Source organism: Pantoea nemavictus, from assembly GCF_037479095.1.
In the GTDB taxonomy this organism is placed as follows: domain Bacteria; phylum Pseudomonadota; class Gammaproteobacteria; order Enterobacterales; family Enterobacteriaceae; genus Pantoea; species Pantoea nemavictus.
Genome location: NZ_JBBGZW010000001.1, coordinates 509,419 through 534,734, shown reverse-complemented (window position 1 = coordinate 534,734; position 25,316 = coordinate 509,419). Strand labels below are relative to the sequence as shown.

Genomic DNA, 25,316 nt, shown 5'->3' with positions numbered 1-25,316 from the left:
TCAGGGCTGAACGCGTTACCGTTGAATCTGGAACAGCTGTTTAAGAGGTGCTGGCAATGCAGGACATCCGCTTCTCAATTGTAATTCCCGCGTATAACGCGTCGAAATCGATTGTAACGACGCTAGATTGCGTCAGAGCGCAAACTTACCGCAATTTTGAAGTGATTATTGTGGATGACAAATCGGCCGATGCGGCCGAACTGGCGCAGGTGGTACGCGGTGAGCGTTATCAGGATCTGGACATCAAACTGGAGCTGTCTGAGGTCAAACTCAACGGCGCCGGCGCCCGTAATAAAGGTATCGAATTGGCCACGGGCGACTTTATCAGCTTTCTTGATGCTGATGATGAGTGGCACCCGGACAAGCTGCTGACGGTCAGTGAAACCATCGCCAAACTGGAGGCGCAGGGCAAATCACGCTACGTCATCTTTAGCCAGGTGAACATCCATCAGGATGGCAGCTTCCTGAAGGTGATGCCGATGCAGCCGCCCGGTAAAAACGAAACCGTGGCGGAATATCTGTTTGGCTGTTACGGCTTTATTCAGACCAGCACCATTGTGCTGAAGCGTGAAGATGCCGCGCAGATTCAGTTTGATGCGCGTTATATCCGCCATCAGGATTACGATTTCTGCATCCGTGCCGATCGCATGGGTTACGCCTTCGTGATGATCGACCAGCCGCTGGCGACTTACCATCTGGTGACCAAATTTGGTTCCAAGCACAAAGGCGAGTCGGTGAAATACTCCTTCTTCTGGCTGGATACCATGAAGCCGCATCTGACGACGCGCGATATCCATACCTACAAAGCGTTCAAGCTGCCGCTGCGCTACAAGATGGATGGTAAATCGCTGCAAGCCAGTCTCAGCTTTGCGCGCTACTTCTTCCTCACCAATCGTGATAACCGCGCCTACTTCATGAATCGCTTGCTCGATAAGGTGAAGTCGCGCTTTTCCGGTAGAAGAGCCGTTTCCTGATTCACATTTTTTTAGACTTTCACTTGCTCCCATCACGGGGGCAATTTTTTGGTTCCTGAAACTCCGGGTAGACAAATGACAAATCATGTTGGCACCATCGGTATTGTGATGCCGATGTATAACGCGCGAAATACGGTACTGCGTGCGGTGGATTCGATCCGCAATCAGACCTACAGCGACTGGCATCTTTACCTGATTAACGATAAATCCACCGATGACTCTCTCGCCGTGGTGCGTGAGCAGTGTCAGGATGCGCGCATTACCATCCTCGATAATGAGAAGAATCTCGGTGCGGCGGAAACCCGCAATGTCGGTCTGCGCGCGGCGCAAGAAGAGATTATCGCTTTCCTCGATAGCGATGATGAGTGGCATGGGGAAAAGCTGGCCGAACAGGCCGCTGCGATTGCCGCGGGTGACGATTTTGTTATCACGCATTATCACTACAAAACCAAAACTGCCGATCACGACATTAACTACAACAAACCCTACCTGCAGCAGGAAAACTTCGTGAAGAAGCAGTATCGCGTGTGCTTCTCTTCAGTGTGTTTCCGCCGTCCTCCGCAGGGCATCTTCTTCCAGCGCAAAGGCCACGAAGATTTCCTGTTCCTCTATGAGCTGTTCCTCCGCTACAAACAAGCCCGCGTGATCCAGAAAACCCTGGTCAACTATTACGAGTTGGGCGATTCACTGTCGCGCAACAAAAATAAAGCGGCGAAGTGGCACCTCGAACTATTAAGAATTATCTATAAAAACAATCCGTTAAAAGTATATTACTATTACACGTGGTACATGGTTAATGGCGTCCTCTTCGCTCTGAAGCATCGTTAGACCCGGCATCCTTCGCGCCGCAGCCGCGTTGGCCGCGCACGTCCACCCCGGTCACTTACTGAAGTAAGCTCCCGGGGATGAACGCACTTGCCGCCTTGCTGCGCCACGAATGATTTGGGTCTCTTTATTCGGTATTTTTGAGGTGGAAAGGATTTTATGAAAAAGATCGTTTTGGTGATTAAAGATGCCTACTCGTATGCGGGCACGGAAAACATCTGCAACTTTATGTCTGAGTGCCTTGGCGAGCAGCATGAAGTCACCATTTATTCGCTGGAAGGCAACGGCAAAACCTTTTATCCGTTCGATCGGGTAAAGAAAATTGTCAGCTTTGAAGGCCACAGCAACCCGATTAAAAGCGCCGTCGCTAGCATTCATCAGGAAGGCTTCGACAGCGTATTCCTGATCAGCATGGGCCGCCTGAGCGTGATGTTTGCGTTCTGGAACCTGATGGCACTAAAGAAAAAGCGTTTCAAAGCCTATGCCTGCGAACACATTGCAATTAATTCGTTTAGTAAACCGATCAAGCTGCTGAAGTGGCTGATGCTGCGCTACTACGACCAGGTGATTGTTTTAACCGACAAAGATCATCAGGTGTTTAATCGCTGGAACATCGCCAGTCAGCAAATCCCCAATCCCGTGGTGTACAAAGCGTTTCAACGCCAGACGCGTAGCCGCCAGGCGTTAGCGGTTGGGCGTCTCGATAACCAAAAAGGTTTCGATCTGCTGCTGGATATCTGGGCTGATTTCAGTAAGAAACACCCGGAGTGGAAACTGGTGATTGCCGGTGACGGCGAACTGCGCCAGCAGTTGCACGATCAGGCGGCTGCATTGGGTATCACTAACAGCGTCAACTTCGTCGGCAAAGTCAGCAACATCAACGATTACTACCGCGAAAGTGACATGGCGCTGATGACCTCGCGCTATGAAGGTTTGCCGCTGGTGCTGCTGGAAGCCAAATCCTGGTCGCTGCCGGTGGTGGCTTACGACTGCCCAACCGGGCCGCAGGAGATTATCAACCACGGTGAAGATGGCTTCCTGGTACCGATGAATGATAAAGCCATGTTTATCAAGCGCATGGAGCAGCTCGCCAGTGATGATGGCCTGTTCTACGCCATGAGTGAAAAAACCAAAGAAACCGCGCTCAAATTTGACGGTAACCAGATCAAACAGAGCTGGCTCGCGCTTGTTTAGTGCCAATTATCGTGCCTCGGGAATCCTTTTTGGCCGCATAACCACGGGAATTGAAGCATGAAAAGAAGAGAAGTCTTGCAGACCGCAGCCTCCTCCATTGTTGCCGCGCTCTCAGTCAGCGCGTTTTCCAGCTACGCCGCAAAAAGTGGTCAGCCAACGTTGAAAGCCGTCGATCCTTCCAGCGTTCCGCAGGGCGATGTGCCGATTCTGACGCCAGAAAACGTCTATACCATGCCGCCGCAGTTCTGGCAGAACTTCGAAGGCAAACTGTGGATTGGTAAGGCGGGCAGCGATGCCAGCCAAACCGGCAATCAAATCCCGGTATTCCTGCGCGATGCCAATGGCAAAGTGTCACAAATCAGTCAGCCGATTGCGTTGAACAAGGGTAACTTCGCGCAGTTTATTCATGATAATGCCGCGTTGATTGCCAATCCTGCGCACTCAATGGTCGTCGAGGACGATCAGGGCAACACGCTGTTCTCGATCAGCGATGTATCGCGTCCTAACCAAAGCAACTTCAGCCAGCGACTGGCGCAGCCGAACGGTTATCAGCTGATCGGTGAAATTCCGTCGGTGGAGGAGTTGCGTAAAACCCGTCCGCTGTTTGCCGGTGCCAAAATTAAGCTGAAAAGCTGGCATGAAGGGCTGGAAGTGGGCGGCGGTGAGTTTGTCGGCACCTTTGGCGATGCCAAAGATGATGGCGGTGTGAACTTCAGCGGCAACGGTTTCGCCTGGCGTCGCGTGGTAGAAGACTTCAATCGTCTGACGCTGTTTGATTTCGGTGCCATCGCCGATGGCAAAACCGATACTGCACCGGCGATCAAAGCCATGTATCAGTGGTCGATTGATGCCAGCCAGCAAATCTGCGTGCAGTTCCCGGCGGGCACATTCTTCGTGTCCGAGTGTGATTTCGGTGATACGCAACGTCGCTTCTTCCGTATTTCCGGTGCCATGGTCAACTTTGGCTATTTCCCGGCGACCACGCTGGTTTCCGATGGCCGCTCCGAATTCCTGTTCCAGGTAAATGCGCGCTGGACTGAAATCTCCAACCTGAACTTCAATGGCAACACCGACAAGCGTCCGAATAAACAGGGGTTGTTCCGCAATACCTGTCCGGGCGGCCAGTTCTTCCGTGGCGCGTGCTTGCGCTTCAATCAGGTAGGCGGCGTCTCGCTCAGCCTGCTGGATACGCTGGATTGTAAAATCGACCAGTGGTACGCCAACGCCTGTACCGGTGATGTGATTAAAGCCAGCTGGTCAGGTCAAAAGGCCGGTGCGTGGGATCACAGCACCGCGATTGAGCTCTCCAACTTTAATGCGCAGCACTGTAAAGGCGGCATGGTGTTGAACCTGCCGCGCTGTAGCCAATCGATCATTCACAACGGCTGGATTGAACACAGCGATTTTCCTGGCGATATCTCGAACGGGCAGTGGATTGTTGATGCGTTAAGCATTGAGGATTGTAAGAACCCGCTGAATGCGCGCAACTCGCGCCTGAATATGCGTCAGACCAACTTACAGGCAGGCAGCTGGATTGATAACTCGCTGGAAGGTGAGCGCTGGCTGAATATTTGGGAGATGGGTTCCACGCGCGTTGAATCTTATGGCGTCGCTATCGACGGCAGCCTGAAATACAACTACATCACTTCACGTTTCCGCCTCACCAATAACACCAACCAGGAGACCTGGTTTGAGCTGGGCAACTTCTATTCGCCAGCGGTGGGTGATAGCTGGGAAATCGAAGTGTTTGGTCAGTCGCAGTTCAGTAACGGTACCGCCAATCAACCGCTGATGGATCTTATCGACGGCAAAGGCACTGGCGGACGTACGGTGATCCATCTGCAGCGCAAGAAGAGTAAAGCGGAAGCCAGTTGGTCAGCCGAAGGCAGTTCGCCGGTGGTGGATGTACGTTTCGAACCGCGCACAGAAACGGACACCAAGGTGTACGTCAAGCTGGCGGGCTGGACGCCGACCACCGCGGTGTTGATTAAAAGCACCGCCAAGGATCGCTTCCTGACCGGTCGCTGTGCGCGCGTTGATGCTGTGATGGATAAAGGTGCGCCGGGCAGCGGTGCGCAACAGGCGCCGCAGCGCTTCAGCCTGCACAACGGCAAAGCCGGCGTCGGCGGTAACGAGCAGGGTGATTTGCTGTTGGCGTCGCGCGCGCTGAAGCCGGAACAGGTGGATGCGCGTGAGCCTAAAGGGTTTATTTCCGTCGTCATTAATGGCGAGCAAGTTGCGATGCCGTATTTCGCCATTAAGTCGTAACACGTAGGAACCTAACGTAGCGGCGCAATTTATTGCGCAATAAATTGCGCCGCTACGGAATATGCATAATTTGTGAGCAGTATTGAATAGAAATGCATTTAGCAGCACTTTTTTGGGGTTTACTCCCATTGCAGTCATTTAACACAGAGTTCATTTTGCCAGTGCGGTTATTGGCGGCTTGTAAAATTACAAAAATTTTTCCGGAGTTTTTTTATGAAAATCTTATTGGTAGGAAACCATACCTGTGGAAATCGCGGGGATGGCGCGATTTTACGAGGACTGATTGATTCGCTCAAATCTGCGCGCGCGGATTTGGATATCGATGTCATCAGCCGTTATCCAACAAGCTCTGGCTATTTACTGCAGCAGCACATCCAGCAGGATTCCCTGTTCCTGCACAACAGCAAATCGGGCAAGGGTTTGGTGGGCAGCCTCAAGCGCAAAGTGGCGAACCGTCTGATGCCGGACATCATGATGGCGCACTTGGGCAAAGGCGGTTTATACAAATCGTTCTCGGTGCCACCGCACCTGGCGGCCTTCACCCAAAGCCTCGCGCAATATGATGCAATCATCCAGGTTGGCGGATCGTTCTTCGTCGACCTGTATGGTGTAACGCAGTTCGACCACGCGCTCTGTGCGCTGATGGCGAAAAAGCCGCTGCATATGGTTGGCCACTCGGTAGGACCGTTTGAAAACCCGCGCGTTAATGCGCTGGCAAACTTTGTGTTCGATCGCGTCGACAGCCTGGTGCTGCGCGAAGAGGTGAGCCACGATCGTCTGAAACAAGATGGTGTGACCACCAGCAAAGTTAAGAAGGGCGTTGATACCGCGTTCCTGGTTCAGGCGCGTGAAGTGGCGAATCCTAGCCATAACCTGCTGCACTGGCAGGCGATTATCAGCGCGCGTAAAACCATTGCGATTACCGTGCGTGAACTGGCGCCGTTTGATAAACGTCTCGGCGTGACGCAGAAAGAGTATGAAGCTGCCTTTGGCCGCGTGATCAACGCGATGATTGCCGAAGGTTATCAGGTGGTTGCGTTTTCTACCTGTACAGGTATCGACAGCTACGCGAAAGACGACCGCATGGTGGCGCTGACGCTGCGCGATCATGTCGAGCATCCCGAGCATTACCATGTCATCATGGACGAGTTCAACGACCTCGAACTCGGCATCCTGCTCAGCCATTGTCATTTGACCATTGGTACCCGCCTGCACTCCGCCATCATCTCCATGAACTTTGGTACGCCAGCCGTGGCCATCAACTACGAGCACAAATCGCTCGGCGTGATGAAACAGCTCGGCCTGCCACAGATGGCCACCGATGTGCAGAGCCTGATGGACGGTTCACTCATCGACAAAGTGCAGACGGTGCTGGCCGACTACGACAACGTGAAACACAAAGTTGATACCGCGGTGGCGCAGGAGCGTGAGATTGGTAACCGCATTACAGCAGAAATTCTCAACGTCCTGGGGTGAAGTGATGAAGCTGACCTTTTTCACCATGCGTTTTCCTGTTGCCTCTGAGACGTTTGTGCTCAATCAGGTGACGCATTTCATCGACGCAGGCTACGACGTGGAGATTATCTCCGTGTTCCCAGGCGATATGATCAATCGCCACGCTGCGTTCGATGACTACAATTTGGCAGCGAAAACCCACTATTTACTGCCGGAAGAGAAAGTATCCAACCTCGATAAGCTAACGCAGCGTATCGGCTTGATACTGCCGAAAATCACCAAAGGCGCGCTACTTAAGTCGCTGAATGTGCGTCGCTATGGCGCACAGGCCAGCAAACTGCTGCTGCCGGCAATTGTCGCCAACACCAAGCAGCCTTATACCGCTGATGTGTTTCTGGTGCACTTCGGCTATGCCGGCGCGCTGGCCAACAAGCTGCGCGAACTCGGCGTGTTGAAAGGCAAGCAAGCGACGGTGTTCCACGGCGCGGATATTTCGCGTCGCCACATCCTCGAAGAGCACAAGCTCGACTACATCAACCTGTTCAAACAGAGCGAGTTGATGCTGCCTATCAGCCACTTGTGGGAGAACAAGCTGATTGAGATGGGTTGTCCGCGTGAGAAGGTACGCGTGACACGCATGGGGATCGAGCCGGAGAAGTTTAACTTCCGTCCGCGTGAAGCGTTCCATCAACCGCTGCGCATCGTTTCCGTCGCGCGTTTGACCGAGAAGAAAGGGTTGGATGTGGCAGTGAAAGCCAGCGAAATCCTGCGCAATAACGGCGGCCAGTTCCAGTTCACCATCATCGGTAACGGCGAGCAGGATGGCATGATGCGCGAGCATATTGCGCGCGCCGGATTGCAGGAGTTCGTCACCATGCCGGGCTTTAAGCCGCAGGATGAGATTCGTCAGGCGTTGAACGAGGCGGATATCTTCCTGCTGCCGTCCAAAACCGCTGCGGATGGCGATATGGAAGGCATTCCGGTGGCGCTGATGGAAGCGATGGCGGTGGGTTTACCGGTGGTGTCTACCTATCACAGCGGCATTCCTGAGCTGATTGAGAATGACGTCAGCGGCTGGCTGGTGGCGGAAAACGATCCGGACGAGCTGGCGGCCACGCTGCTGCGTCTGTCGCGCGGGGATGTCGATGTGGCACCGGTAGTCGCGGCAGCGCGGCAGAAAGTCGAAACCGAGTTCAATCAGCACATCGCCTACGGTGAGCTGGCGAAAATTCTGGAGCGCATGGTGTGAGCGGATTAAAAAAACAGGCCGTTTGGCTGTTTGGTAGTACCTGTTTTGCCGCATTGCTTCAGGTGTTACAGCTCGCCGTACTGGCGCGCAAACTCGAAACGCACGAGCTGGGTTTACTGGCGATCATCAATGCGATTCTGGCGGTGGCGACCGTGCTGCAGGATATGGGCATGAGCAGCTACATCGTGCATCGCCAGGATATTAATCGCCGCGAGCAGAGCACCATTTACTGGGTGAACGTCTCGCTCAGTTTCTGCACCGGCTTGATTATGTTGGCGATCGCTTATCCGGTGGCGTGGTTCTATCACCTGCCGGAGCTGGTGGGTTTGATCATGCTCACCAGCCTCAACTTCCTCGTGCTGGGACATCTGTCGCAGTATCAGGCGCACTATGTGAAAACCAAACGCATGGTGACGCTGGCAAAGATTGAGATGGCCACCAAGCTGTTTGCCTTCCTGTGCACCGTCGCGATGCTGTATTACACCTCGTTAACCGTGGCGGCGGCGATTCTTGGCCTGTTCATCAACGCCTTCACGCGCATTCTCTGCATGATCTATTTCGGCGAGAAGTCGTGGCGTCCAACCTGGGAATTCGACGGCAAAACCTTTGTTAGCGCAGTGCGTTACGGCGTGTATCAGCTCGGTTCGCAAACCATTAACCAGCTGCGTACCCAGGCGGATGCGCTGATCGTCGGCAAAGTGATGGGCGCCGAGATGCTGGGGATCTACTCGCTGGCAAAAGAATTGATCTTGCAGCCGCTAAAACTGGTTTCGCCGGTGATTAACCGCCTGGCGCTGCCGCGTTTTGCTGAGAAGCAGCACGATCCTGAGCAACTGAAAAAGCTGTTTCTGAAGGGCACCTTCGTCATCATGCTATTCAGCAGCGTGATGTATCTGGCGATTGGCATTCTGTCACCGGTGATTGTCCGCGTGCTGTACGGTCCTGCACATGAACAGGTTTACCATCTCATTCCGCTGATGCTGCTGTTCGGCATGCTGCGTCCGATGGGCGGCTTAACCGGTGCGATCTCACAGGCTAACGGGCGCACCAACGTTGAGTTTTACTGGAACATTGTTGCCAGCCTGGTGGTGGTGGCTGTGCTGGCGACCACCTACATCTGGCCGAACGTGCTGTATGTAGCGCTGACGCTGTCGATCTCGCAGGTGCTGATTTCGGCCTTCGCGCATCCATTCTTCATCAAACCGGTGATTGGCATCCGCTTTATGCCGTATGCGCGCCAGTGGGTTTCGGTGTCGGTGGTGTTTGTTGGTCTGATGATGCTGGTAAATCATTTCAATCTGTTCGTCATGCCGGAATGGTTTGAAGGCATGCTGTAATTGTGTCGTGGTCACCCAGGCGGGTGACCCTGCCATCTTCCCAGGGTTCGCATGAGTGCGAACCCTGTTCATTTCCGCAGGACTATTTTCTCACCTCACTATTCTGAAAATCTCTGGTCTCACTCGTCGCAATGTTGACCCAATCCTTCCACTGTTTTTCAGCGGTTTAGCGTAGCCGATTGCCTGGTAAATCAAGCTGCAGTTGAAGGGCAAATTGGCGTTTTTTGATGGCGCGACAGAGAGTTAGTGCCGGTTTTTCAGATTAAGATTATACTTGCTCGACCGGCCGATCCTGCATAATCGACCTCACGCATTCACTTCATGAAATGGAATAAATATGACCAAGCTTAAAGCAGTAATCCCCGTTGCAGGTCTCGGTATGCATATGCTTCCTGCGACCAAAGCCATTCCGAAAGAGATGCTGCCAATCGTCGATAAACCAATGATTCAATACATTGTTGACGAATGCGTCGCGGCGGGCATCAAGGAGATTGTGCTGGTCACCCATGCTTCCAAAAATGCAGTGGAAAACCACTTCGATACCACTTACGAGCTGGAAGCGCTGCTCGAAGCGCGCGTTAAGCGTCAGCTGCTGAGCGAAGTACAGTCAATCTGTCCGCCAGGCGTGACCATTATGAACGTGCGTCAGGCCAACCCGCTGGGTCTGGGCCACTCTGTTTTGTGCGCGCGTCCGATGATCGGCGATAACCCGTTTGTCGTGGTGCTGCCAGACGTGCTGCTGGATGATTCAACCGCTGACCACCTGCGCTATAACCTCGCATCGATGGTTGCTCGCTTCGAAGATACCGGCCACAGCCAGGTGCTGGCGAAACACATGCCGGGTGCAGACCTGACCGAATACGGCGTGCTGACCACTGAAGAGCCAATTGATAACCCAGGCGACATCAGCACCATCACCAGCTTTGTTGAGAAGCCAGAAGCCGGTTCAACCGATTCTGATCTGACTGCCGTTGGCCGTTACGTGCTCTCTGCGGATATCTGGGAAGAGCTGGAGCGCACTGAGCCGGGCGCATGGGGTCGTATCCAGCTGACGGATGCCATCGCATCGCTCAGCAAGAAGAAGCCGGTAGATGTGCAACTGCTGACCGGTACCAGCTATGACTGTGGCCGTAAACTGGGTTACATGCAGGCCTTCGTCTCTTATGGCTTACGTAACAACGCACAGGGCCGTGATTTCCGCGAATCTATTCAGAAAATCCTGGCGAAATAAGCTTCCTCATTCTCTACCGCGCCATTCGCGCGGTTTAAAGGAGTACACATGGCTATTTTGGTAACGGGCGGGGCAGGTTACATCGGCTCCCATACGGTGCTGGCGTTGTTAGAGCGCGGCGACGACGTTGTGGTCCTGGATAACCTTTGCAATGCTTCCCGCGAAGCCATTAACCGCGTGGAAAAGTTGTCGGGCAAGAAAGCGGTGTTCGTTGAAGGCGATATTCGCGATCGTGCGTGTCTGCGTGACTTGTTTGCCAGCAACGATATCAGTGCCGTGATTCACTTCGCCGCGCTGAAAGCCGTGGGCGAATCCACGCGCATGCCGCTGGAATACTACGAAAACAACGTAGCGGGCACCGTGGTGCTGCTGGAAGAGATGCGCGCTGCTGGCGTGTGGAACTTCATCTTCAGCTCTTCTGCTACCGTGTATGGTGCAGATGCGCCGGTTCCTTACGTGGAAACCACGCCAATCGGTGGCACCACCAGCCCGTACGGCACCTCAAAGCTGATGATTGAATTCGTGATGCGCGATTTCGCTAAAGCGGATCCGAACTTCAAAGCTATCGCGCTGCGCTACTTCAACCCGGTTGGCGCGCATGAATCTGGTGAAATCGGTGAAGACCCAACCGGCATCCCGAACAACCTGCTGCCGTACATCGCACAGGTGGCGATTGGCCGTCTGGAAAAGCTGGGCGTGTTTGGCGGCGATTACGACACGCCAGATGGCACCGCTCAGCGCGATTACATCCACGTTGTCGACCTGGCAGAAGGGCACCTGAAGGCGCTCGATCACCTGGCTAAAGTTGAAGGCTACAAAGCTTACAACCTTGGCGGCGGCGTTGGTTTCTCGGTGCTGGAGATGATCAAGGCGTTTGAGAAAGCCTCTGGCAAGCCGATTCCGTTTGAGTTCAAACCGCGCCGTGACGGCGACTTGCCAGCCTTCTGGGCCGATGCAACGCTCGCCAACAATGAGCTGGATTGGCGGGTTACACGTGGGATCGACGCGATGATGCGCGATACGTGGAACTGGCAGTCGAAGAATCCGAACGGGTTTGAGTAATCCATCAAATTGAATTCTCGATTGGTGCTATTCACATTAATGTTTTATCAATAAAATTCTTTCGTAAATGGCTTCTGGAAACAGAGGCCTTTTTTTATTTACAGAATTAGTTAAACTTATCGGCTAAAGGTAAGGGGATCCTCAAAAAAATTGGCTGATAAATGCTCGACTTGTACAGTGTTTACACAGCCGGACTCTGCCAGTTAACACTCAATAGGCAGAGTATTTTAAAGCGAGACGCCTGCGCGCTCCCTTAAGTTTTTTTGCGGCTTGGATCTATTAGCTAGTTATAAAAAGGCTGACAAACAGAGAGGGTTTGTCTTTAAAAAAATTATCGTCAGTTCAAGAGCAGGTGGTTGCCGTAAGCCAGGGGCGGTAGCATTGCTAAAAATCACATAAATAACTTGATTCAGCACACATAACAAGACTATAGCTTCACTTGGTAGCTTCAAATGTAATTGCTCTCTACAAAGAGAAAAAAGCAGGAGAGCAATGGATTGCAATAAGTTACTGATCTCGATGAGAATGTAGGTTGAATGATGAATAAAAGAATTTTTAATATAGCCTTAAGGGGGGGGACTTTAGTTAGTCGTTTTCTATTTGTGTTCTTTTTGGCAAAATATTTAGAACCATCTCTGCTAGGTGTGTATGGAATATTTACTGCAACTATTGGATATGCATTATATTTTGTTGGTTTAGATTTTTATGTTTACACCACACGCGAAATTATCAAAACCGATAAGAGGTTGTGGGGGGGGTTTCTTAAAAATCAAGCTTTAGTATCGACGCTTTTATATTTAGTGCTTTTTTTGGTTTTAGTAGTTGCTACGTTAAGCCAAAAAATAACTGTTGCGCAATCAATTTGGTTTTTTGCAATCTTAATATTTGAACATTTGAATCAGGAAGTTTCGCGTCTACTCGTTGCCATTCATCGGCAAACTGTTGCCAGCATGATGCTTTTTCTCAGGCAAGGATTTTGGGCAATAGCTGTTGTGATACTAATGATATTTTATCCGACATTGAGAACACTTGATTTTGTTTTCGCTTTTTGGTTAATTTCGGGTATTGTAACATTTTCAATCAGTTCTATTTGTTTGAAAAAAGTAGGGATGGGTGGTTGGAAAAATAAAATTGATTATCAATGGATTAAAAAAGGCATTCAAACAAGCGGTGTTTTTTTAATCGCAACGTTGGCATTGAGAGGTATACAAACGGTTGATCGTTATTGGGTGCAAAGCCTAAATGGTTTAGATATTGTTGGTGCTTACGTATTATTTATTGGTATGGCCAGCACTCTTATGACTTTTCTTGATGCAGGAGTATTTTCATTTAGCTATCCTACTTTAATTAATCTTCACCAAGAAAGAAAACATAAAGAATTTAATCAGCAAATGTTAAAAATGACAGTCTCTACTGTTGTAATCACAATACTCTTTGTTTTGGTAAGTATTATCGTAATTCCTTACCTTCTCCAGTGGACAGGTAAAGCGATTTATTACGAATATCTCGATATATACTATATTTTAATAGTGGCGACAATTTTCAATGCATTTGGCATGATAGCTCATTACGCATTGTATGCCCGAGGGATCGACAGGCCAATAATATATAGCCATATTACATCAATAGTTGTGTTTTCTCTGACTTCATATTTCGCATCTAAGTGGAATGCGGTTTTTGCTATACCAATTGGATTAACGGCAGCATTTATTTATATCTTTTTATATAAGACTTTAACGTTAACTATCAAATCACGGTCGTGTAGCTGAATACATTATCGTCGTCGTTGCTGGTCGTTTAACAAGTAATGATAAACGAAAAGCTAAAACTATAGATATCCAAAATTGAGAATAATTAGGTTTAAATATGATTAGATATGGTCAACAAGATATTACTCAAGCCGATATAGATGCTGTTGTAGAGGTTCTGAAATCCACTAATCTTACACAAGGCCCTGCTATTACACGTTTTGAACAGGATGTGAGTAACTATTGTAATGTAAAACATGCTTTTGCAGTAAATAGCGCGACTTCAGCCTTACATATTGCTTGCCTCGCATTAAATTTAGGTCAGGGCGACTGGCTTTGGACCACGCCTAACACGTTTGTAGCATCTGCTAATTGTGCTCTTTATTGCGGAGCAAAAGTCGATTTCGTGGACATAGATGCTGATACTTACAACTTATGTCCAATTAAATTAGAAGAGAAACTCGTTTTAGCAGAAAAGGAAAACCGCCTGCCAAAAGTTGTTGTTCCAGTACATTTTTCTGGGCAACCTTGTAATATGCAAGCCATTTATAATTTATCGAAAAAGTATGGTTTCCGTATTATTGAAGATGCATCTCACGCAATCGGTGGAAGGTATAAAGATAAGCCGATTGGCAACTGTGAGTATAGTGATATTACGATTTTTAGTTTCCATCCTGTAAAAATAATCACTACTGCAGAAGGTGGCATGGCAGTAACAAATGATGACGAACTGGCTGTTAAGTTGGGATTACTGAGAAGTCATGGCATCACTCGCGAGCCTGAATTAATGACAAAAGTGATGGATGGGCCATGGTACTACCAACAGGTTGCTCTTGGGTATAATTACCGAATGACAGACATCCAGGCTGCATTAGGATCAAGTCAAATTGAACGACTAGATGAGTATGTAACTAAGCGCCATAGTATTGCAAATCGTTACAATAAGTTATTATCTGAATTGCCGGTGGTAACTCCCTGGCAGCATCAAGATAGTTACTCTGGTTTGCATCTGTATGTGATTCGTCTTGAATTAGACAAAATTGAAGTGACGCATCTCGATGTATTTAATTATTTACGTAGTAAAAATATCATCGTAAACCTTCACTATATTCCTGTCCATACACAACCTTATTACGAAAAAATGGGTTTCAAGGTCGGTGATTATCCTGAGGCTGAAAAATATTATCAGGAAGCAATCAGTATTCCAATGTACCCAACTTTAACTACAGAACAGCAAGATGAAGTTGTTAATGTCATTAAAGAAGCGTTGAAATTATGATTGTTGCAATAATACCCGCTCGAGGTGGAAGTAAACGGATACCAAGGAAAAATATCCGCGATTTTTGCGGTCTGCCAATGATTGCACATTCCATTATTTGTGCAAAAGAGAGTGCTATTTTTGATAAAATCATTGTTTCGACAGATGACCTTGAAATAGCAGATGTTGCACGACATTACGGTGCGGAAGTTCCATTTCTTAGGCCCGCAGATTTATCTGATGATTACACAGGTACTGTGCCTGTTATTTCTCATGCGGTGAGTTGGATTGAGGAAAATGTTAATAAGGTCGTTGCAGCATGCTGTATTTACGCAACGGCGCCTTTTATCAATGCTAATGATCTTATTGAAGGTTTGAGATTATTAAATGAGAAAGAATCAGATTACGCATTTTCAGTAACTCAATACCCTTTTCCTATCCAACGCGCAGTCAGATTAAATCACAAAGGTTCATTGGAAATGTTTTTCCCTGAAAATTATTCCACACGCTCACAGGACCTTGAGGATGCGTTTCATGATGCTGGCCAATTTTATTGGGGGAAATCAGAATCATGGGTCAAACAAAAACCTATTTTTAATAGCTTATCTGTGCCAATCATTCTGCCTCGGACACGTGTACAAGATATCGATACTCAGGAAGATTGGGAGAGAGCTGAGCAACTTTACTTTCTACTCAATCGGTGTTGAGCATGCTAATCGGCAAAAATATTGTTTTTAGAGTAGATGCCTCTCTGCATATCGGAACTGGACATGTTATGAGGTGTTTGACTCTTGCTGAAGAAATGACTGAGAGAGGGGCTATTTGTTATTTTGTCACTAAGCCACATGTGGGAAATGTTATTAATTTAATTGAAAATAAAGGATATACGTGCCTTAGTCTACCTAAAATAAATAACATATCAGTTAATTTTAAAGATGAATACGAAAGCTGGTTAGGTTGTTCTCAGCAAGAGGATTCTGTGCAAACATTAGATATTCTATCAAATATCAATGTTCATTTACTGATTGTTGATCACTATGCTTTGGATGAAGTCTGGGAAAATAATTTTAAAAAAATAGGAATTAAAATAGCTGTTATAGATGATTTGGCGAACCGGAAACATAATAGTGATTTTCTATTAGATCAGAATGAAGGTCGAACATCACATAATTACGAAAAATTAATTCCCAGAAATTGTGTTGCCCTTTACGGTTCGCAGTACTCATTATTGAGAAAAGAATTTCATCGATATCGAAATATTAGTCTAAAAAATACTAATAGAGGTAAGTTGAAATCTATCTTAATTTCAATTGGAGGGATTGACAAAGATAACGTAACATCTGAAGTTCTGAATATACTTTCAAATTGTGATCTTCCTAATGATTGTGAGTTAACTATCATTATGGGAGGGAAATCGCCATGGCTTGAACAAGTAAAAGCAATATCGGAAAAAATTAGCTGGCGTACGAATATACACGTTGATACTAATGAAATGGCTTTATTGTTAAGCCAGTGTGATATGGCTATTGGTGCAGCAGGTTCTTCAGCGTGGGAGCGCTGTGCTTTGGGCGTACCAACAATTATGATTGTAGTGGCTGATAATCAAAATGTCATTGCGAAAAATCTTTCAATCAATAATGCAGCATTTGTGATTGACTCAGTAGAAAAAGTAAAAAAAGATCTTGCTGAATGGTTTAACTTTATAAATGCTCATGATGGAGTGTTAGATAAGATGTCACTTTCCTGTTCATTGATCACAGATGGCAACGGTACTTATAAAGTAGCGAGAGAATTGGAGAGTTTGGTATGAGTAAAATAAATTTTTTTCCTCCTAATAAAGTTGGAAAGCTGCAGCAAGAAGACTTATCTCTTATTTTGCAGTGGCGTAATAATGATTTCGTAAGAAAATTTATGTTTAATAGCAATGTTATTTCATTACAAGATCACGAGTCATGGTTTGAAAGAGTTAAAGACAATGATAATAAACACTTATTGATGTTTGAAAGTGATAACATCAAGAGAGGTTTTGCACAATTCTCGGTTGATCAAGGTGGCATTGCTGAGTGGGGATTTTACGTTGATCCATCGTCCCAGCGAGGCGTTGGGGGCCAAATGTGTAAAGCTGTTATGCAATATGCTTTTAATGAATTAGGGCTATACAAAATAAGTGCGCGCGTAATCGAATTCAATCATCGATCATTATATCTCCATAATAAACTTTGTTTTCAACAAGAGGGTATCTTACGCGATCATTATTATGATGGTGAAAAATACCACAATGTTATGTGTTTCGGATTAATTAAAAATGATTGGCTCAATGAAGGTAACTGATAATGAATAATTCTCCTTTAATTAATATTGCAGGTCGTAAAATTGGCCTGCAGCATTCTCCATATGTAATTGCTGAACTTTCAGCTAACCATAATGGACGAATTGAGAATGCGCTAGAACTTATAAAACAAGCTAAATATGTTGGGGCTGATGCAATAAAACTACAAACATATACAGCCGATACCATCACATTAAACAGTGATAAAGATGATTTTCAAATCAAAGGAGGATTATGGGATGGCACAACACTTTATAAACTATATCAGCAAGCTTCAATGCCTTGGGAATGGCATAAGATACTGTTTGATTATGCGGCTGAGATAGGGATTACTATATTTAGTTCACCATTTGATAAAACTGCTGTTGATTTACTTGAAGACCTAAATGCTCCAGCCTATAAAATTGCCTCATTTGAAGCTATAGACCTTCCGCTAATCCGCTACGTTGCAGGTACTGGTAAGCCAATGATAATTTCTACAGGCATGGCTGATGCCGAAGAAATTGAAGACGCTATTGAAGCTGCTCGTTCAGGTGGTTGTAAAGAACTTGCTATTCTTCATTGTGTTAGTGGCTATCCTGCGCCAGCAGCAGATTATAATCTCCGGACAATTTCGGACATGATAACCCGCCATGGTTTAGTCACAGGGCTGTCTGATCATACTCTGGATAATACGACGGCTATAACGAGTGTTGCACTTGGTGCAGCTATTATTGAAAAACACTTTACTTTAGATCGCTCTGGCGGCGGTCCAGATGATAGTTTCTCACTTGAGCCAGCAGAAATGAGACAACTCTGTGAGGGGACCCAAACAGCCTGGGAAGCTTTAGGTACCGTTAATTATGGACGCAAATCAAGCGAGCAAGGTAATGCTAAATTTCGACGTTCTCTTTATTTTATTAAGTCCTTAGAAAAAGGAGAGATTATAACTAATGATTCATTTCGAAGTGTCAGACCAGGATATGGTTTGGCACCTAAATTTGCAGATGAAATTATTGGAAAGAGAGTCAATAAAAGAATTGAGGTTAATTCACCAGTGAAAAAAGAAGATATTGATTTTTTATGAAAAAGATAATTAACCCCATATTAAAAATAAAAGACGTAACACGGGAAGGTGGTAGATATATTTATAAATCATCTCGTGGGAAAAAGAAAATACTAATAATTTTAAAGCTATTTATCACTATATTAAAGTATATTCATCTTAATAGATGCAAGTGCCGCTTTGTAGGGAAAATGGTACTAGTGAAAGGTAAAAATCAAGCAAGATTATATGAATTTTATAATGATAAAATTATTAGAGAGTTAGGTGAGCATACATTACTACAATTTGAAGAAGCTACGAAACTAAGTCTCAAAACCATTATCAATTCAGTGCCATTGATATCTAAGCTGTTCTTTATAGCTTTTGCTGCTTTTTTTTCTACAAAAAGAAGATGGCTAAATATTATGATTTTAGAATTGTATAAGGCTGTGGATTTTTGCGTTGATAAACATTTTACAAACATGAACACATTTTTATGTTTCAATGATCAACCTGTAGATATAGCTATATTAATTAGTGCGTTGGAGGAAAAATCTAGAACTGAAACAATTGTGGTTCAGCATGGTTTAATTCTTTCCCCTAAATATTATTTCCCAGTTAATGCGAAGCAATTTTGGGCCTGGGGGAACAATGTTGATATTCTTTATGGAAAAATAGCAAAATGTAAAGTGTTAACTAAGGGGCGGTATACAACAGATTCAACGAATAAAAGTGAAGTGTTTTTGTGCAGTAATAAAAAATTTGTTAATGTTCTTATTGCACCATCTTTTTTTCATAAAGAAATTTTTACTGTTATCTTAAGTGCTAAAAAAATACTTGAGAAGTGCGATATCAAATGCAATGTTGAAATTAAATTACACCCTGCGACTAAATTAACATTTATCTTGAAACTATGGTTAAGACTTTACTGGCCACAGCTCAATATAACGAATGATTTTATGGAAAATTTATCAAGTGAATTTGACTGTCTTTTTACTAAGAATTCAACATCTTCACTTGATTTTTTATTAAAAGGTAAACCCGTATATTTTATTGAAACACAAAATAATGAATTCCCCAATGAGAAATACTCTTTTAAATTTGAGGATTTTAATGCCCACTTTTCAAGTAAGCCCACATTTTTTAATTTGGATTCAGAGTTAAAAAATAAGGCTAGATTAGACTTGATCAAAGGTGAACTGAATGTATAAGCGTAGAATGATTATTCTGCTAACATATATTTTCTTTTTAAATGGAGCCTTATATTATTTTTTTCCCAGTCAGCATTATCTAATGGGTGGTGTTGGTGGATGGATTCAGTATATAAAATATTTAGTTTTTATTCCAATAATTCTAATTTCATGTGCATCTCTTCCAAATTTAAAAAAATACTTATCATGGTATTTAGTTCTTTTTATGTTTTTAATTGTTACCAATTTAATAGGTATGGTTTGGGTTTCAGAGCAAAATCTACTTCTTTTTCAATTATTTTTCCCTTTTTTAACTTTTATTGTCGCCGGCGGCGAAAATAATTTCAAAATAACATTAAAGGATTTTTGTTTTTTTTATTGGGTGTTGATATTATCTACACTATTATTTTCTTTTTTCGAAGTGTATTATAATACTTTTGGGGATATATACTCGCGATCAGGATTTAGAGCTACGGGACCTTTTATGAACCCAAATAACACTGGTTTGGTAGCTTCGTTATTGTCTATCATTTTCTATATTATCGAGCCAAAAAAAACGCATCGGATTGTTTCTCTTTTACTGTGCATTTTTGTTATTCTTCTCAGTGGTTCCAAAACTGCTTTGCTAGTTTATATCATAGGATTATTTTTCTCAGTTTCGGCAATTCATAGAGTTGCTATATTTATAACATGCGCAATATTAGGAATGGCGTTTGTATTTTACCAACAAGTTATATCCTTAAATACGAGCATTAGAGAATTCACTTTGGAAAGTGCATATATAAGATATCAAACTATAACAGATTTATTTACTACTTATGGTCAAGACCTAAAAGGTATCCTTTTTGGTGTATATAATACATCACTGGTAGATAATGCATATTTGGATATCCTGCTGTTTTCTGGAATCTTGATGCTTGTGTTTTTTATTTTTGTCCAATTCATTGCCGTAGTCAAATGTATTAAAGCTAAGAATAAAGTGTTATTAATATGTCATTTGATGTTGTTTTTGATGATGTTGACTACTAACATTCCTAGGCTATGGCCTCTAGGTTATATTTATTGGTTAGTTGTAGGTCTCTCATTTTTGCTAAAAACTAGCCCCAGAAAATCAAATTTAATTTTTTCATAATTACTGTTTGGAGTTTACATGTTTAAAAATAAAGTGCTGTTAATTACTGGTGGCACCGGTTCATTCGGCAACGCAGTTCTCAAACGCTTCCTTAATTCGGATATTGGCGAAGTACGTATTTTTAGTCGCGATGAAAAAAAACAAGATGACATGCGAAAAAAATACAACAGTAGCAAGCTTAAGTTCTATTTAGGCGATGTTCGTGATGAAAAGAGTATTGCCGCTGCGATGAGAGGCGTTGACTATGTATTTCACGCTGCGGCGTTGAAACAAGTACCTTCATGCGAATTTCATCCAATGCAAGCTGTACGTACAAATGTATTAGGCACGGAAAATGTACTTAATTGTGCAATATCAGCCGGCGTTAAACGCGTTGTATGCCTTAGTACAGATAAAGCTGTTTATCCAATCAATGCGATGGGTATTAGTAAGGCTATGATGGAAAAAGTGATGGTTGCTGCTAGTCGCAACCTGGAAGGAACAGGTACAGTAATTTGTGGCACTCGTTATGGTAATGTGATGGCTTCAAGAGGTTCTGTTATCCCATTATTTGTACAACAGGTTCAGCAAGGTAAAACAATCACCATTACCGAACCAAGTATGACTCGCTTCATGATGACGTTAGCTGATGCTGTAGACCTGGTCCTTTATGCATTTGAACACGGTAATAATGGGGATATTTTTGTGCAAAAAGCTCCTGCTGCCACAGTTGAAATTCTTACTAAAGCCATTCTGAATTTAATGAAAAAGCCTGAGCATCCAGTGAGTATTATAGGCTCCCGGCATGGCGAAAAGCTATTCGAGTCTCTATTAGGTAAAGAAGAGCGCGCTTGTGCTGAAGATATGGGCGATTATTTCCGCGTTCCTGCTGATACGCGAGATTTAAACTATGCAAAATTCGTCGAAGAAGGCGAGCAGAAAATGACTGAAGCTTTATGTGGAGAAGAGTACAATTCTCATAATACTCAGCGGCTGGATGTTGAAGGTATGACTAACTTGCTAATGAAATTAGAATTCATGCAAAAAATTTCTCTTGGTGAATATGCAGATCCGGAGGAATAAGTGGTGAAAGTCCTGATCACTGGTTCTGATGGCTTTATAGGGAAGAATCTCACTCAACGTCTGGCTGAAATTCAGCAAGTTACCTTCGTCACCTTTAGTCGCAAGCAGAATAAGCAAGAATTATCAGCACTCTTACATGACGTAGACTTTGTTTTTCATCTTGCGGGCATTAATCGCCCGCTAAATCCTGAAGAATTTGTTATCGGAAATATTGAACTAACTCAATATTTATCTTCCTGCATCGCGGATATTGCCAGCAAAACAGGGCGTAAAATCCCTGTGTTATTTTCTTCTTCAATACATGCAGAAGCAAATACGCCATATGGATGTTCTAAACACGATGCCGAAAAAATACTATTGCAACTTAGAACAGATTTTAACATTCCCGTTTATATTTGTCGTTTGCCAGGTGTTTTTGGTAAATGGGCTAAACCTAATTATAATTCCGTTGTTGCGACATTTTGCTATAACATCGCCAATAATATTCCGTTGCAAATTGACAATGTAAATCATTTGCTAAGGTTGGTATATATAGATGATGTGATTTCAACATTTCTTTTGGCTATGAACGGAAAAGTCAGCGAATGTGGCTTTCTGGAAGTTGAGACTGCATATTTAACAACCGTCGGTCAACTTGCAGAAACCATTGTAAATTTCAAAAGAAGTCGTGAAACATTGGTTACAGAGCCTGTGGGAACTGGCTTTCTAAGGGCATTGTATTCCACTTATGTTAGCTACCTTCCAGTCGATGAATTCTCATATTCTATTAAAGAACATAAAGACCCACGTGGTCGTTTTGTAGAAGTAATCAAAACAGTAGACTCTGGCCAGGTTTCATATTTCACTGCACACCCAGGTGTTACGCGAGGTGGCCATTATCATCATTGTAAGACTGAAAAGTTTTTAGTTATTCAGGGGGAAGCTAAATTCAGGTTCCGCCATTTAATCACAAATGAATTTTACGAATTAACTACGAATAGCGCCCATGCAACAATTGTGGAGACTATACCCGGTTGGTCTCATGACGTGACGAACATCGGTAAGGAAGAGTTAATCGCGATTGTATGGGCTAATGAAAATTTTGATTCTGAAAATCCTGACACGTTCGCCTCTAAGTTATAAGAGCTCTCAATGAAAAAATTAAAAATAGTCTCAGTAGTAGGGACTCGACCGGAAATTATTCGACTTTCCCGCGTTCTTGCAAAGCTAGATTTATATTGTGATCATATTTTAGTCCATACTGGACAAAATTACGATTATGAATTAAATGAGGTTTTTTTCAATGATCTGAATGTCAGAAAACCTGATTACTTTCTTAATGCTGCGGGTAAAAACGCAGCTGAAACTATTGGGCAGGTTATTATTAAAATCGATGAGGTTTTTGCTGAAGTTGAACCTGAAGCTATGCTGGTTTTAGGCGATACAAACTCATGTATTTCAGCTATCGCTGCGAAACGTCGTAAAATTCCTATTTTTCACATGGAAGCGGGTAATAGATGTTTCGATCAGCGCGTCCCCGAAGAGACTAATCGTCGAATAGTTGATCACACGGCAGATGTGAATTTAACGTATAGTGACATTGCCAGAGAATACCTCCTCGCAGAGGGATTACCTGCCGATCGTATCATTAAGACTGGCAGCCCGATGTTTGAAGTGTTGAATCATTACATGCCACAAATAGATGGTTCTGATGTACTTAATCGTCTTGGTTTAAAGAAAAACGATTTTTTTGTCGTTAGTGCTCATCGTGAAGAAAATGTTGATGCCCCTGGACAATTGGTTAAGCTAGCAGACATTCTTAATACCATTGCGGAGAAATATCAATTACCGGTAATCGTTTCTACGCACCCTCGAACCCGGAATCGTATTGAGCAAAATGGTATTTTATTCCATGAAAACATCCAATTGTTAAAACCATTAGGTTTTCATGATTACAATCATTTGCAAAAAAATGCTCGAGCAGTACTTTCAGATAGTGGAACAATTACGGAAGAGTCATCTATTATGAACTTCCCTGCACTCAATATTCGCGAAGCTCATGAGCGTCCAGAAGGTTTTGAGGAAGCATCAGTAATGATGGTTGGACTCGAAACTGATCGTGTTTTACAAGCTCTCGCGGTATTAGAAACTCAGCCCCGTGGTGAGGAGAGGCTGCTTCGGCAAGTTAATGATTACAGTATGCCAAATGTATCAGATAAGATTGTGCGAATTGTTCACTCCTATACGGATTACATAAAGCGAGTTGTCTGGAAAAAATATTAATGAATTTGGCTTTAATCATCGATGATTATCTACCTGAAAGTACTCGTGTCGGCGCAAAAATGTTCCATGAGCTCGCTCTGGAATTTATTAAACGCGGACACCATGTCACTGTTATAACCCCTAAAGCCGAGCAGCATGAAGATCTCGTTATGGATTCTTTAGATGGCGTGGCAGTCTGGCGTTTCAAAAATGGGCCGATTAAGGATGTTAGCTATTTGACTCGTGGTGTAAACGAAACGCTACTATCCCTTCGAGCTTGGAAAGCTGTTCGTCATCTGATTAAAGCCAATACTTTCGACGGAATTGTTTATTATTCTCCATCTGTGTTTTGGGGTGGCTTGGTCAAAAAAATCAAACAACGTTGTCTATGCAGGTCTTATTTGGTATTGCGCGACATGTTTCCTCAGTGGGCAATCGACGCGGGCATGATAAAAAGTGGCTCTCTGATTGAAAAATACTTCCGTCACTTTGAAATGAAGTCATACACTAATGCTGATAGCATTGGCGTAATGTCAGAAAACAATCTTACGCTTTTTAATAAAATCAACCCAAATCTCAGGTGTGAAATACTCAGGAATTGGGCTGAAGTCGCACCTTTTAAAACTCGATCTAAAGATTATGTCTCAATTCGACAGTCATTAGACCTAACTGATAAAGTCATTTTTTTCTATGGCGGTAATATTGGTCATGCTCAAGATATGGCTAATTTAATGCGCTTAACTCGTAGCATGGAGAAATATGAGCAGGCATATTTTTTATATCTTGGGCAGGGTGATGAAGTTTCTTTAATCAATGACCTCGCAAAGGAATGGTCACTTAAAAATTTCACTTACTTGCCTTCGGTAAATCAATCTGTTTTCAAATCTATTCTTTCTGAAGTGGATGTAGGATTGTTTTCCCTTGCTGCTAATCATACTGCTTTCAATTTTCCCGGTAAATTACTAGGTTATATGGTCGAAAGTTTGCCTATTCTCGGGAGTATTAATGCAGGAAATGATTTGGAAAGTGTTGTAAATGATGCTCAAGCGGGTTTCATTCACCTAAATGGCGAAGATGAATTGCTTTTTCAGTCGGCAGTTAAACTATTAGAAGATGTTGAATTACGCAAGTGCAAAGGAATTGCGGCATTCAATCTTTTAAATGAACAGTTTTCGGTTTCTTCTGCTGCAGATATAATTGAACATAGTTTAGAGATGAACAATGAAAATCTTTGATGATGCCACAATTAGTACTGTATTCGATAATGCATTGAAGTCTGAAAGAAAACGTTCCCATCTCCTTCTCCATCATTCTCATAATGACAAGGTGCAAAAATTACTCATTGCTCTTGTTAAAGGAAGCTATGTCGAGCCGCACTACCACGAATTACCCCATCAATGGGAGTTATTCAGTGTGTTAGAAGGGGAGCTGGAGATAACTTTATATGATTCGAATGGCGGAATATTGAAGTCGTTTATTGCCGGCCCCAAAACGGGTATTAGTTTAGTTGAATTCCATCCAGGGGATATTCATAGCGTCGAGTGTATCTCGGATCGCGCGTTAATGCTTGAGGTTAAGGAAGGGCCTTTTGACCCTGATTATGCCAAATCATTTCCACAATGGTATTGTGGATAAGTTATTTGGCTATGTTTCCTCTCTCTTCTGGTGCTTGACATTTATCCAAACAAATCGTGCTTAGCATCTTAGGCTATCCAGTGTCATCTTTAGTGGGTTAAC

The 25,316-nt window shown here is 44.4% G+C and carries 22 protein-coding genes; all 22 read left to right on the top strand.

All coding sequences use genetic code 11. The features are described from left to right. The first annotated feature begins 56 nt into the window (after nucleotides 1–56). Nucleotides 57–974, top strand: a complete 918-nt coding sequence (locus tag WH298_RS02535) for a glycosyltransferase family 2 protein (protein WP_007888930.1) — start codon at nucleotides 57–59, stop codon at nucleotides 972–974. 75 nt (nucleotides 975–1,049) lie between these two features. Beyond that, nucleotides 1,050–1,802 (top strand): glycosyltransferase family 2 protein, encoded by a 753-nt coding sequence (locus WH298_RS02530; RefSeq protein ID WP_007888929.1) that lies wholly within the window; start codon nucleotides 1,050–1,052, stop codon nucleotides 1,800–1,802. A 156-nt stretch (nucleotides 1,803–1,958) separates the two neighbouring features. Then, nucleotides 1,959–2,993 carry a glycosyltransferase family 4 protein gene (locus WH298_RS02525; RefSeq protein ID WP_007888928.1) on the top strand — a complete coding sequence of 345 codons (1,035 nt, stop codon included), beginning with the start codon at nucleotides 1,959–1,961 and terminating at the stop codon, nucleotides 2,991–2,993. Nucleotides 2,994–3,050: 57 nt separating this feature from the next. Then, nucleotides 3,051–5,261 carry a phage tailspike protein gene (locus tag WH298_RS02520; protein ID WP_007888927.1) on the top strand — a complete coding sequence of 737 codons (2,211 nt, stop codon included), beginning with the start codon at nucleotides 3,051–3,053 and terminating at the stop codon, nucleotides 5,259–5,261. A gap of 213 nt (nucleotides 5,262–5,474) precedes the next feature. Beyond that, complete coding sequence (gene wcaK / locus WH298_RS02515) at nucleotides 5,475–6,737, top strand: colanic acid biosynthesis pyruvyl transferase WcaK (RefSeq protein WP_007888926.1); 1,263 nt, start codon at nucleotides 5,475–5,477, stop codon at nucleotides 6,735–6,737. Between the two features lie 4 nt (nucleotides 6,738–6,741). Next, nucleotides 6,742–7,965, top strand: a complete 1,224-nt coding sequence (locus WH298_RS02510; RefSeq protein WP_036620816.1) for a glycosyltransferase — start codon at nucleotides 6,742–6,744, stop codon at nucleotides 7,963–7,965. Beyond that, nucleotides 7,962–9,302 carry an MOP flippase family protein gene (locus tag WH298_RS02505; RefSeq protein ID WP_007888923.1) on the top strand — a complete coding sequence of 447 codons (1,341 nt, stop codon included), beginning with the start codon at nucleotides 7,962–7,964 and terminating at the stop codon, nucleotides 9,300–9,302. Before WH298_RS02510 ends, WH298_RS02505 begins: the two co-directional genes overlap by 4 nt. Nucleotides 9,303–9,639: 337 nt before the next feature. Next, nucleotides 9,640–10,533, top strand: coding sequence for a UTP--glucose-1-phosphate uridylyltransferase GalF (gene galF, locus WH298_RS02500; RefSeq protein WP_007888920.1), 894 nt, complete (start codon nucleotides 9,640–9,642; stop codon nucleotides 10,531–10,533). 48 nt (nucleotides 10,534–10,581) lie between these two features. Continuing rightward, nucleotides 10,582–11,595, top strand: coding sequence for a UDP-glucose 4-epimerase GalE (gene galE, locus WH298_RS02495; protein WP_180822141.1), 1,014 nt, complete (start codon nucleotides 10,582–10,584; stop codon nucleotides 11,593–11,595). Nucleotides 11,596–12,134: 539 nt separating this feature from the next. Then, a complete protein-coding gene (locus WH298_RS02490) occupies nucleotides 12,135–13,364 on the top strand; it encodes a lipopolysaccharide biosynthesis protein (protein WP_180822140.1) in 1,230 nt (409 codons plus the stop codon). Nucleotides 13,365–13,461: 97 nt separating this feature from the next. Continuing rightward, nucleotides 13,462–14,622: a UDP-4-amino-4,6-dideoxy-N-acetyl-beta-L-altrosamine transaminase gene (gene pseC, locus WH298_RS02485; RefSeq protein WP_180822139.1), complete on the top strand. Its 1,161-nt coding sequence runs from the start codon at nucleotides 13,462–13,464 to the stop codon at nucleotides 14,620–14,622. Next, the gene (pseF, locus tag WH298_RS02480) at nucleotides 14,619–15,308 is read left to right on the top strand and encodes a pseudaminic acid cytidylyltransferase (RefSeq protein ID WP_180822138.1); all 690 of its coding nucleotides are present in this window, start codon (nucleotides 14,619–14,621) and stop codon (nucleotides 15,306–15,308) included. The genes pseC and pseF overlap by 4 nt, the downstream gene beginning before the upstream one ends. A 2-nt stretch (nucleotides 15,309–15,310) precedes the next feature. Next, nucleotides 15,311–16,411, top strand: coding sequence for a UDP-2,4-diacetamido-2,4,6-trideoxy-beta-L-altropyranose hydrolase (pseG, locus tag WH298_RS02475; RefSeq protein WP_180822137.1), 1,101 nt, complete (start codon nucleotides 15,311–15,313; stop codon nucleotides 16,409–16,411). After that, complete coding sequence (gene pseH, locus WH298_RS02470) at nucleotides 16,408–16,932, top strand: UDP-4-amino-4,6-dideoxy-N-acetyl-beta-L-altrosamine N-acetyltransferase (RefSeq protein WP_180822136.1); 525 nt, start codon at nucleotides 16,408–16,410, stop codon at nucleotides 16,930–16,932. Before pseG ends, pseH begins: the two co-directional genes overlap by 4 nt. Nucleotides 16,933–16,934: 2 nt before the next feature. After that, a complete protein-coding gene (gene pseI, locus WH298_RS02465) occupies nucleotides 16,935–17,996 on the top strand; it encodes a pseudaminic acid synthase (RefSeq protein ID WP_180822135.1) in 1,062 nt (353 codons plus the stop codon). Continuing rightward, on the top strand, nucleotides 17,993–19,165 hold the full coding sequence (locus WH298_RS02460) for a hypothetical protein (protein WP_180822134.1): 1,173 nt from the start codon (nucleotides 17,993–17,995) through the stop codon (nucleotides 19,163–19,165). Before pseI ends, WH298_RS02460 begins: the two co-directional genes overlap by 4 nt. Then, nucleotides 19,158–20,276, top strand: coding sequence for a hypothetical protein (locus WH298_RS02455; protein ID WP_180822133.1), 1,119 nt, complete (start codon nucleotides 19,158–19,160; stop codon nucleotides 20,274–20,276). Before WH298_RS02460 ends, WH298_RS02455 begins: the two co-directional genes overlap by 8 nt. 18 nt (nucleotides 20,277–20,294) lie before the next feature. After that, on the top strand, nucleotides 20,295–21,338 hold the full coding sequence (locus WH298_RS02450) for a polysaccharide biosynthesis protein (RefSeq protein ID WP_180822132.1): 1,044 nt from the start codon (nucleotides 20,295–20,297) through the stop codon (nucleotides 21,336–21,338). A 3-nt stretch (nucleotides 21,339–21,341) separates the two neighbouring features. Further along, nucleotides 21,342–22,460: a UDP-2-acetamido-2,6-beta-L-arabino-hexul-4-ose reductase gene (gene wbjC, locus WH298_RS02445; RefSeq protein ID WP_180822131.1), complete on the top strand. Its 1,119-nt coding sequence runs from the start codon at nucleotides 21,342–21,344 to the stop codon at nucleotides 22,458–22,460. A 9-nt stretch (nucleotides 22,461–22,469) separates the two neighbouring features. Then, the gene (gene wecB, locus WH298_RS02440) at nucleotides 22,470–23,600 is read left to right on the top strand and encodes a non-hydrolyzing UDP-N-acetylglucosamine 2-epimerase (RefSeq protein ID WP_180822130.1); all 1,131 of its coding nucleotides are present in this window, start codon (nucleotides 22,470–22,472) and stop codon (nucleotides 23,598–23,600) included. Further along, the gene (locus tag WH298_RS02435; RefSeq protein WP_180822129.1) at nucleotides 23,600–24,814 is read left to right on the top strand and encodes a glycosyltransferase family 4 protein; all 1,215 of its coding nucleotides are present in this window, start codon (nucleotides 23,600–23,602) and stop codon (nucleotides 24,812–24,814) included. Before wecB ends, WH298_RS02435 begins: the two co-directional genes overlap by 1 nt. Next, nucleotides 24,801–25,214, top strand: a complete 414-nt coding sequence (locus WH298_RS02430; protein WP_180822128.1) for a WbuC family cupin fold metalloprotein — start codon at nucleotides 24,801–24,803, stop codon at nucleotides 25,212–25,214. Before WH298_RS02435 ends, WH298_RS02430 begins: the two co-directional genes overlap by 14 nt. Nucleotides 25,215–25,316: the final 102 nt, after the last annotated feature.

Excerpts from the sequence above, each read along its gene's own strand:
- WH298_RS02530 (WP_007888929.1), top strand. The coding sequence starts at position 1,050 with ATGACAAATCATGTTGGCACCATCGGTATTGTGATGCCGATGTATAAC.
- WH298_RS02430 (WP_180822128.1), top strand. The coding sequence starts at position 24,801 with ATGAAAATCTTTGATGATGCCACAATTAGTACTGTATTCGATAATGCA.
- pseF (WP_180822138.1), top strand. The coding sequence starts at position 14,619 with ATGATTGTTGCAATAATACCCGCTCGAGGTGGAAGTAAACGGATACCA.
- pseI (WP_180822135.1), top strand. The coding sequence starts at position 16,935 with ATGAATAATTCTCCTTTAATTAATATTGCAGGTCGTAAAATTGGCCTG.
- WH298_RS02535 (WP_007888930.1), top strand. The coding sequence starts at position 57 with ATGCAGGACATCCGCTTCTCAATTGTAATTCCCGCGTATAACGCGTCG.
- galE (WP_180822141.1), top strand. The coding sequence starts at position 10,582 with ATGGCTATTTTGGTAACGGGCGGGGCAGGTTACATCGGCTCCCATACG.
- WH298_RS02525 (WP_007888928.1), top strand. The coding sequence starts at position 1,959 with ATGAAAAAGATCGTTTTGGTGATTAAAGATGCCTACTCGTATGCGGGC.
- WH298_RS02490 (WP_180822140.1), top strand. The coding sequence starts at position 12,135 with ATGAATAAAAGAATTTTTAATATAGCCTTAAGGGGGGGGACTTTAGTT.
- pseG (WP_180822137.1), top strand. The coding sequence starts at position 15,311 with ATGCTAATCGGCAAAAATATTGTTTTTAGAGTAGATGCCTCTCTGCAT.
- wcaK (WP_007888926.1), top strand. The coding sequence starts at position 5,475 with ATGAAAATCTTATTGGTAGGAAACCATACCTGTGGAAATCGCGGGGAT.
- WH298_RS02460 (WP_180822134.1), top strand. The coding sequence starts at position 17,993 with ATGAAAAAGATAATTAACCCCATATTAAAAATAAAAGACGTAACACGG.
- galF (WP_007888920.1), top strand. The coding sequence starts at position 9,640 with ATGACCAAGCTTAAAGCAGTAATCCCCGTTGCAGGTCTCGGTATGCAT.
- WH298_RS02510 (WP_036620816.1), top strand. The coding sequence starts at position 6,742 with ATGAAGCTGACCTTTTTCACCATGCGTTTTCCTGTTGCCTCTGAGACG.
- pseC (WP_180822139.1), top strand. The coding sequence starts at position 13,462 with ATGATTAGATATGGTCAACAAGATATTACTCAAGCCGATATAGATGCT.
- WH298_RS02435 (WP_180822129.1), top strand. The coding sequence starts at position 23,600 with ATGAATTTGGCTTTAATCATCGATGATTATCTACCTGAAAGTACTCGT.
- WH298_RS02520 (WP_007888927.1), top strand. The coding sequence starts at position 3,051 with ATGAAAAGAAGAGAAGTCTTGCAGACCGCAGCCTCCTCCATTGTTGCC.
- pseH (WP_180822136.1), top strand. The coding sequence starts at position 16,408 with ATGAGTAAAATAAATTTTTTTCCTCCTAATAAAGTTGGAAAGCTGCAG.
- wecB (WP_180822130.1), top strand. The coding sequence starts at position 22,470 with ATGAAAAAATTAAAAATAGTCTCAGTAGTAGGGACTCGACCGGAAATT.
- WH298_RS02450 (WP_180822132.1), top strand. The coding sequence starts at position 20,295 with ATGTTTAAAAATAAAGTGCTGTTAATTACTGGTGGCACCGGTTCATTC.
- WH298_RS02455 (WP_180822133.1), top strand. The coding sequence starts at position 19,158 with ATGTATAAGCGTAGAATGATTATTCTGCTAACATATATTTTCTTTTTA.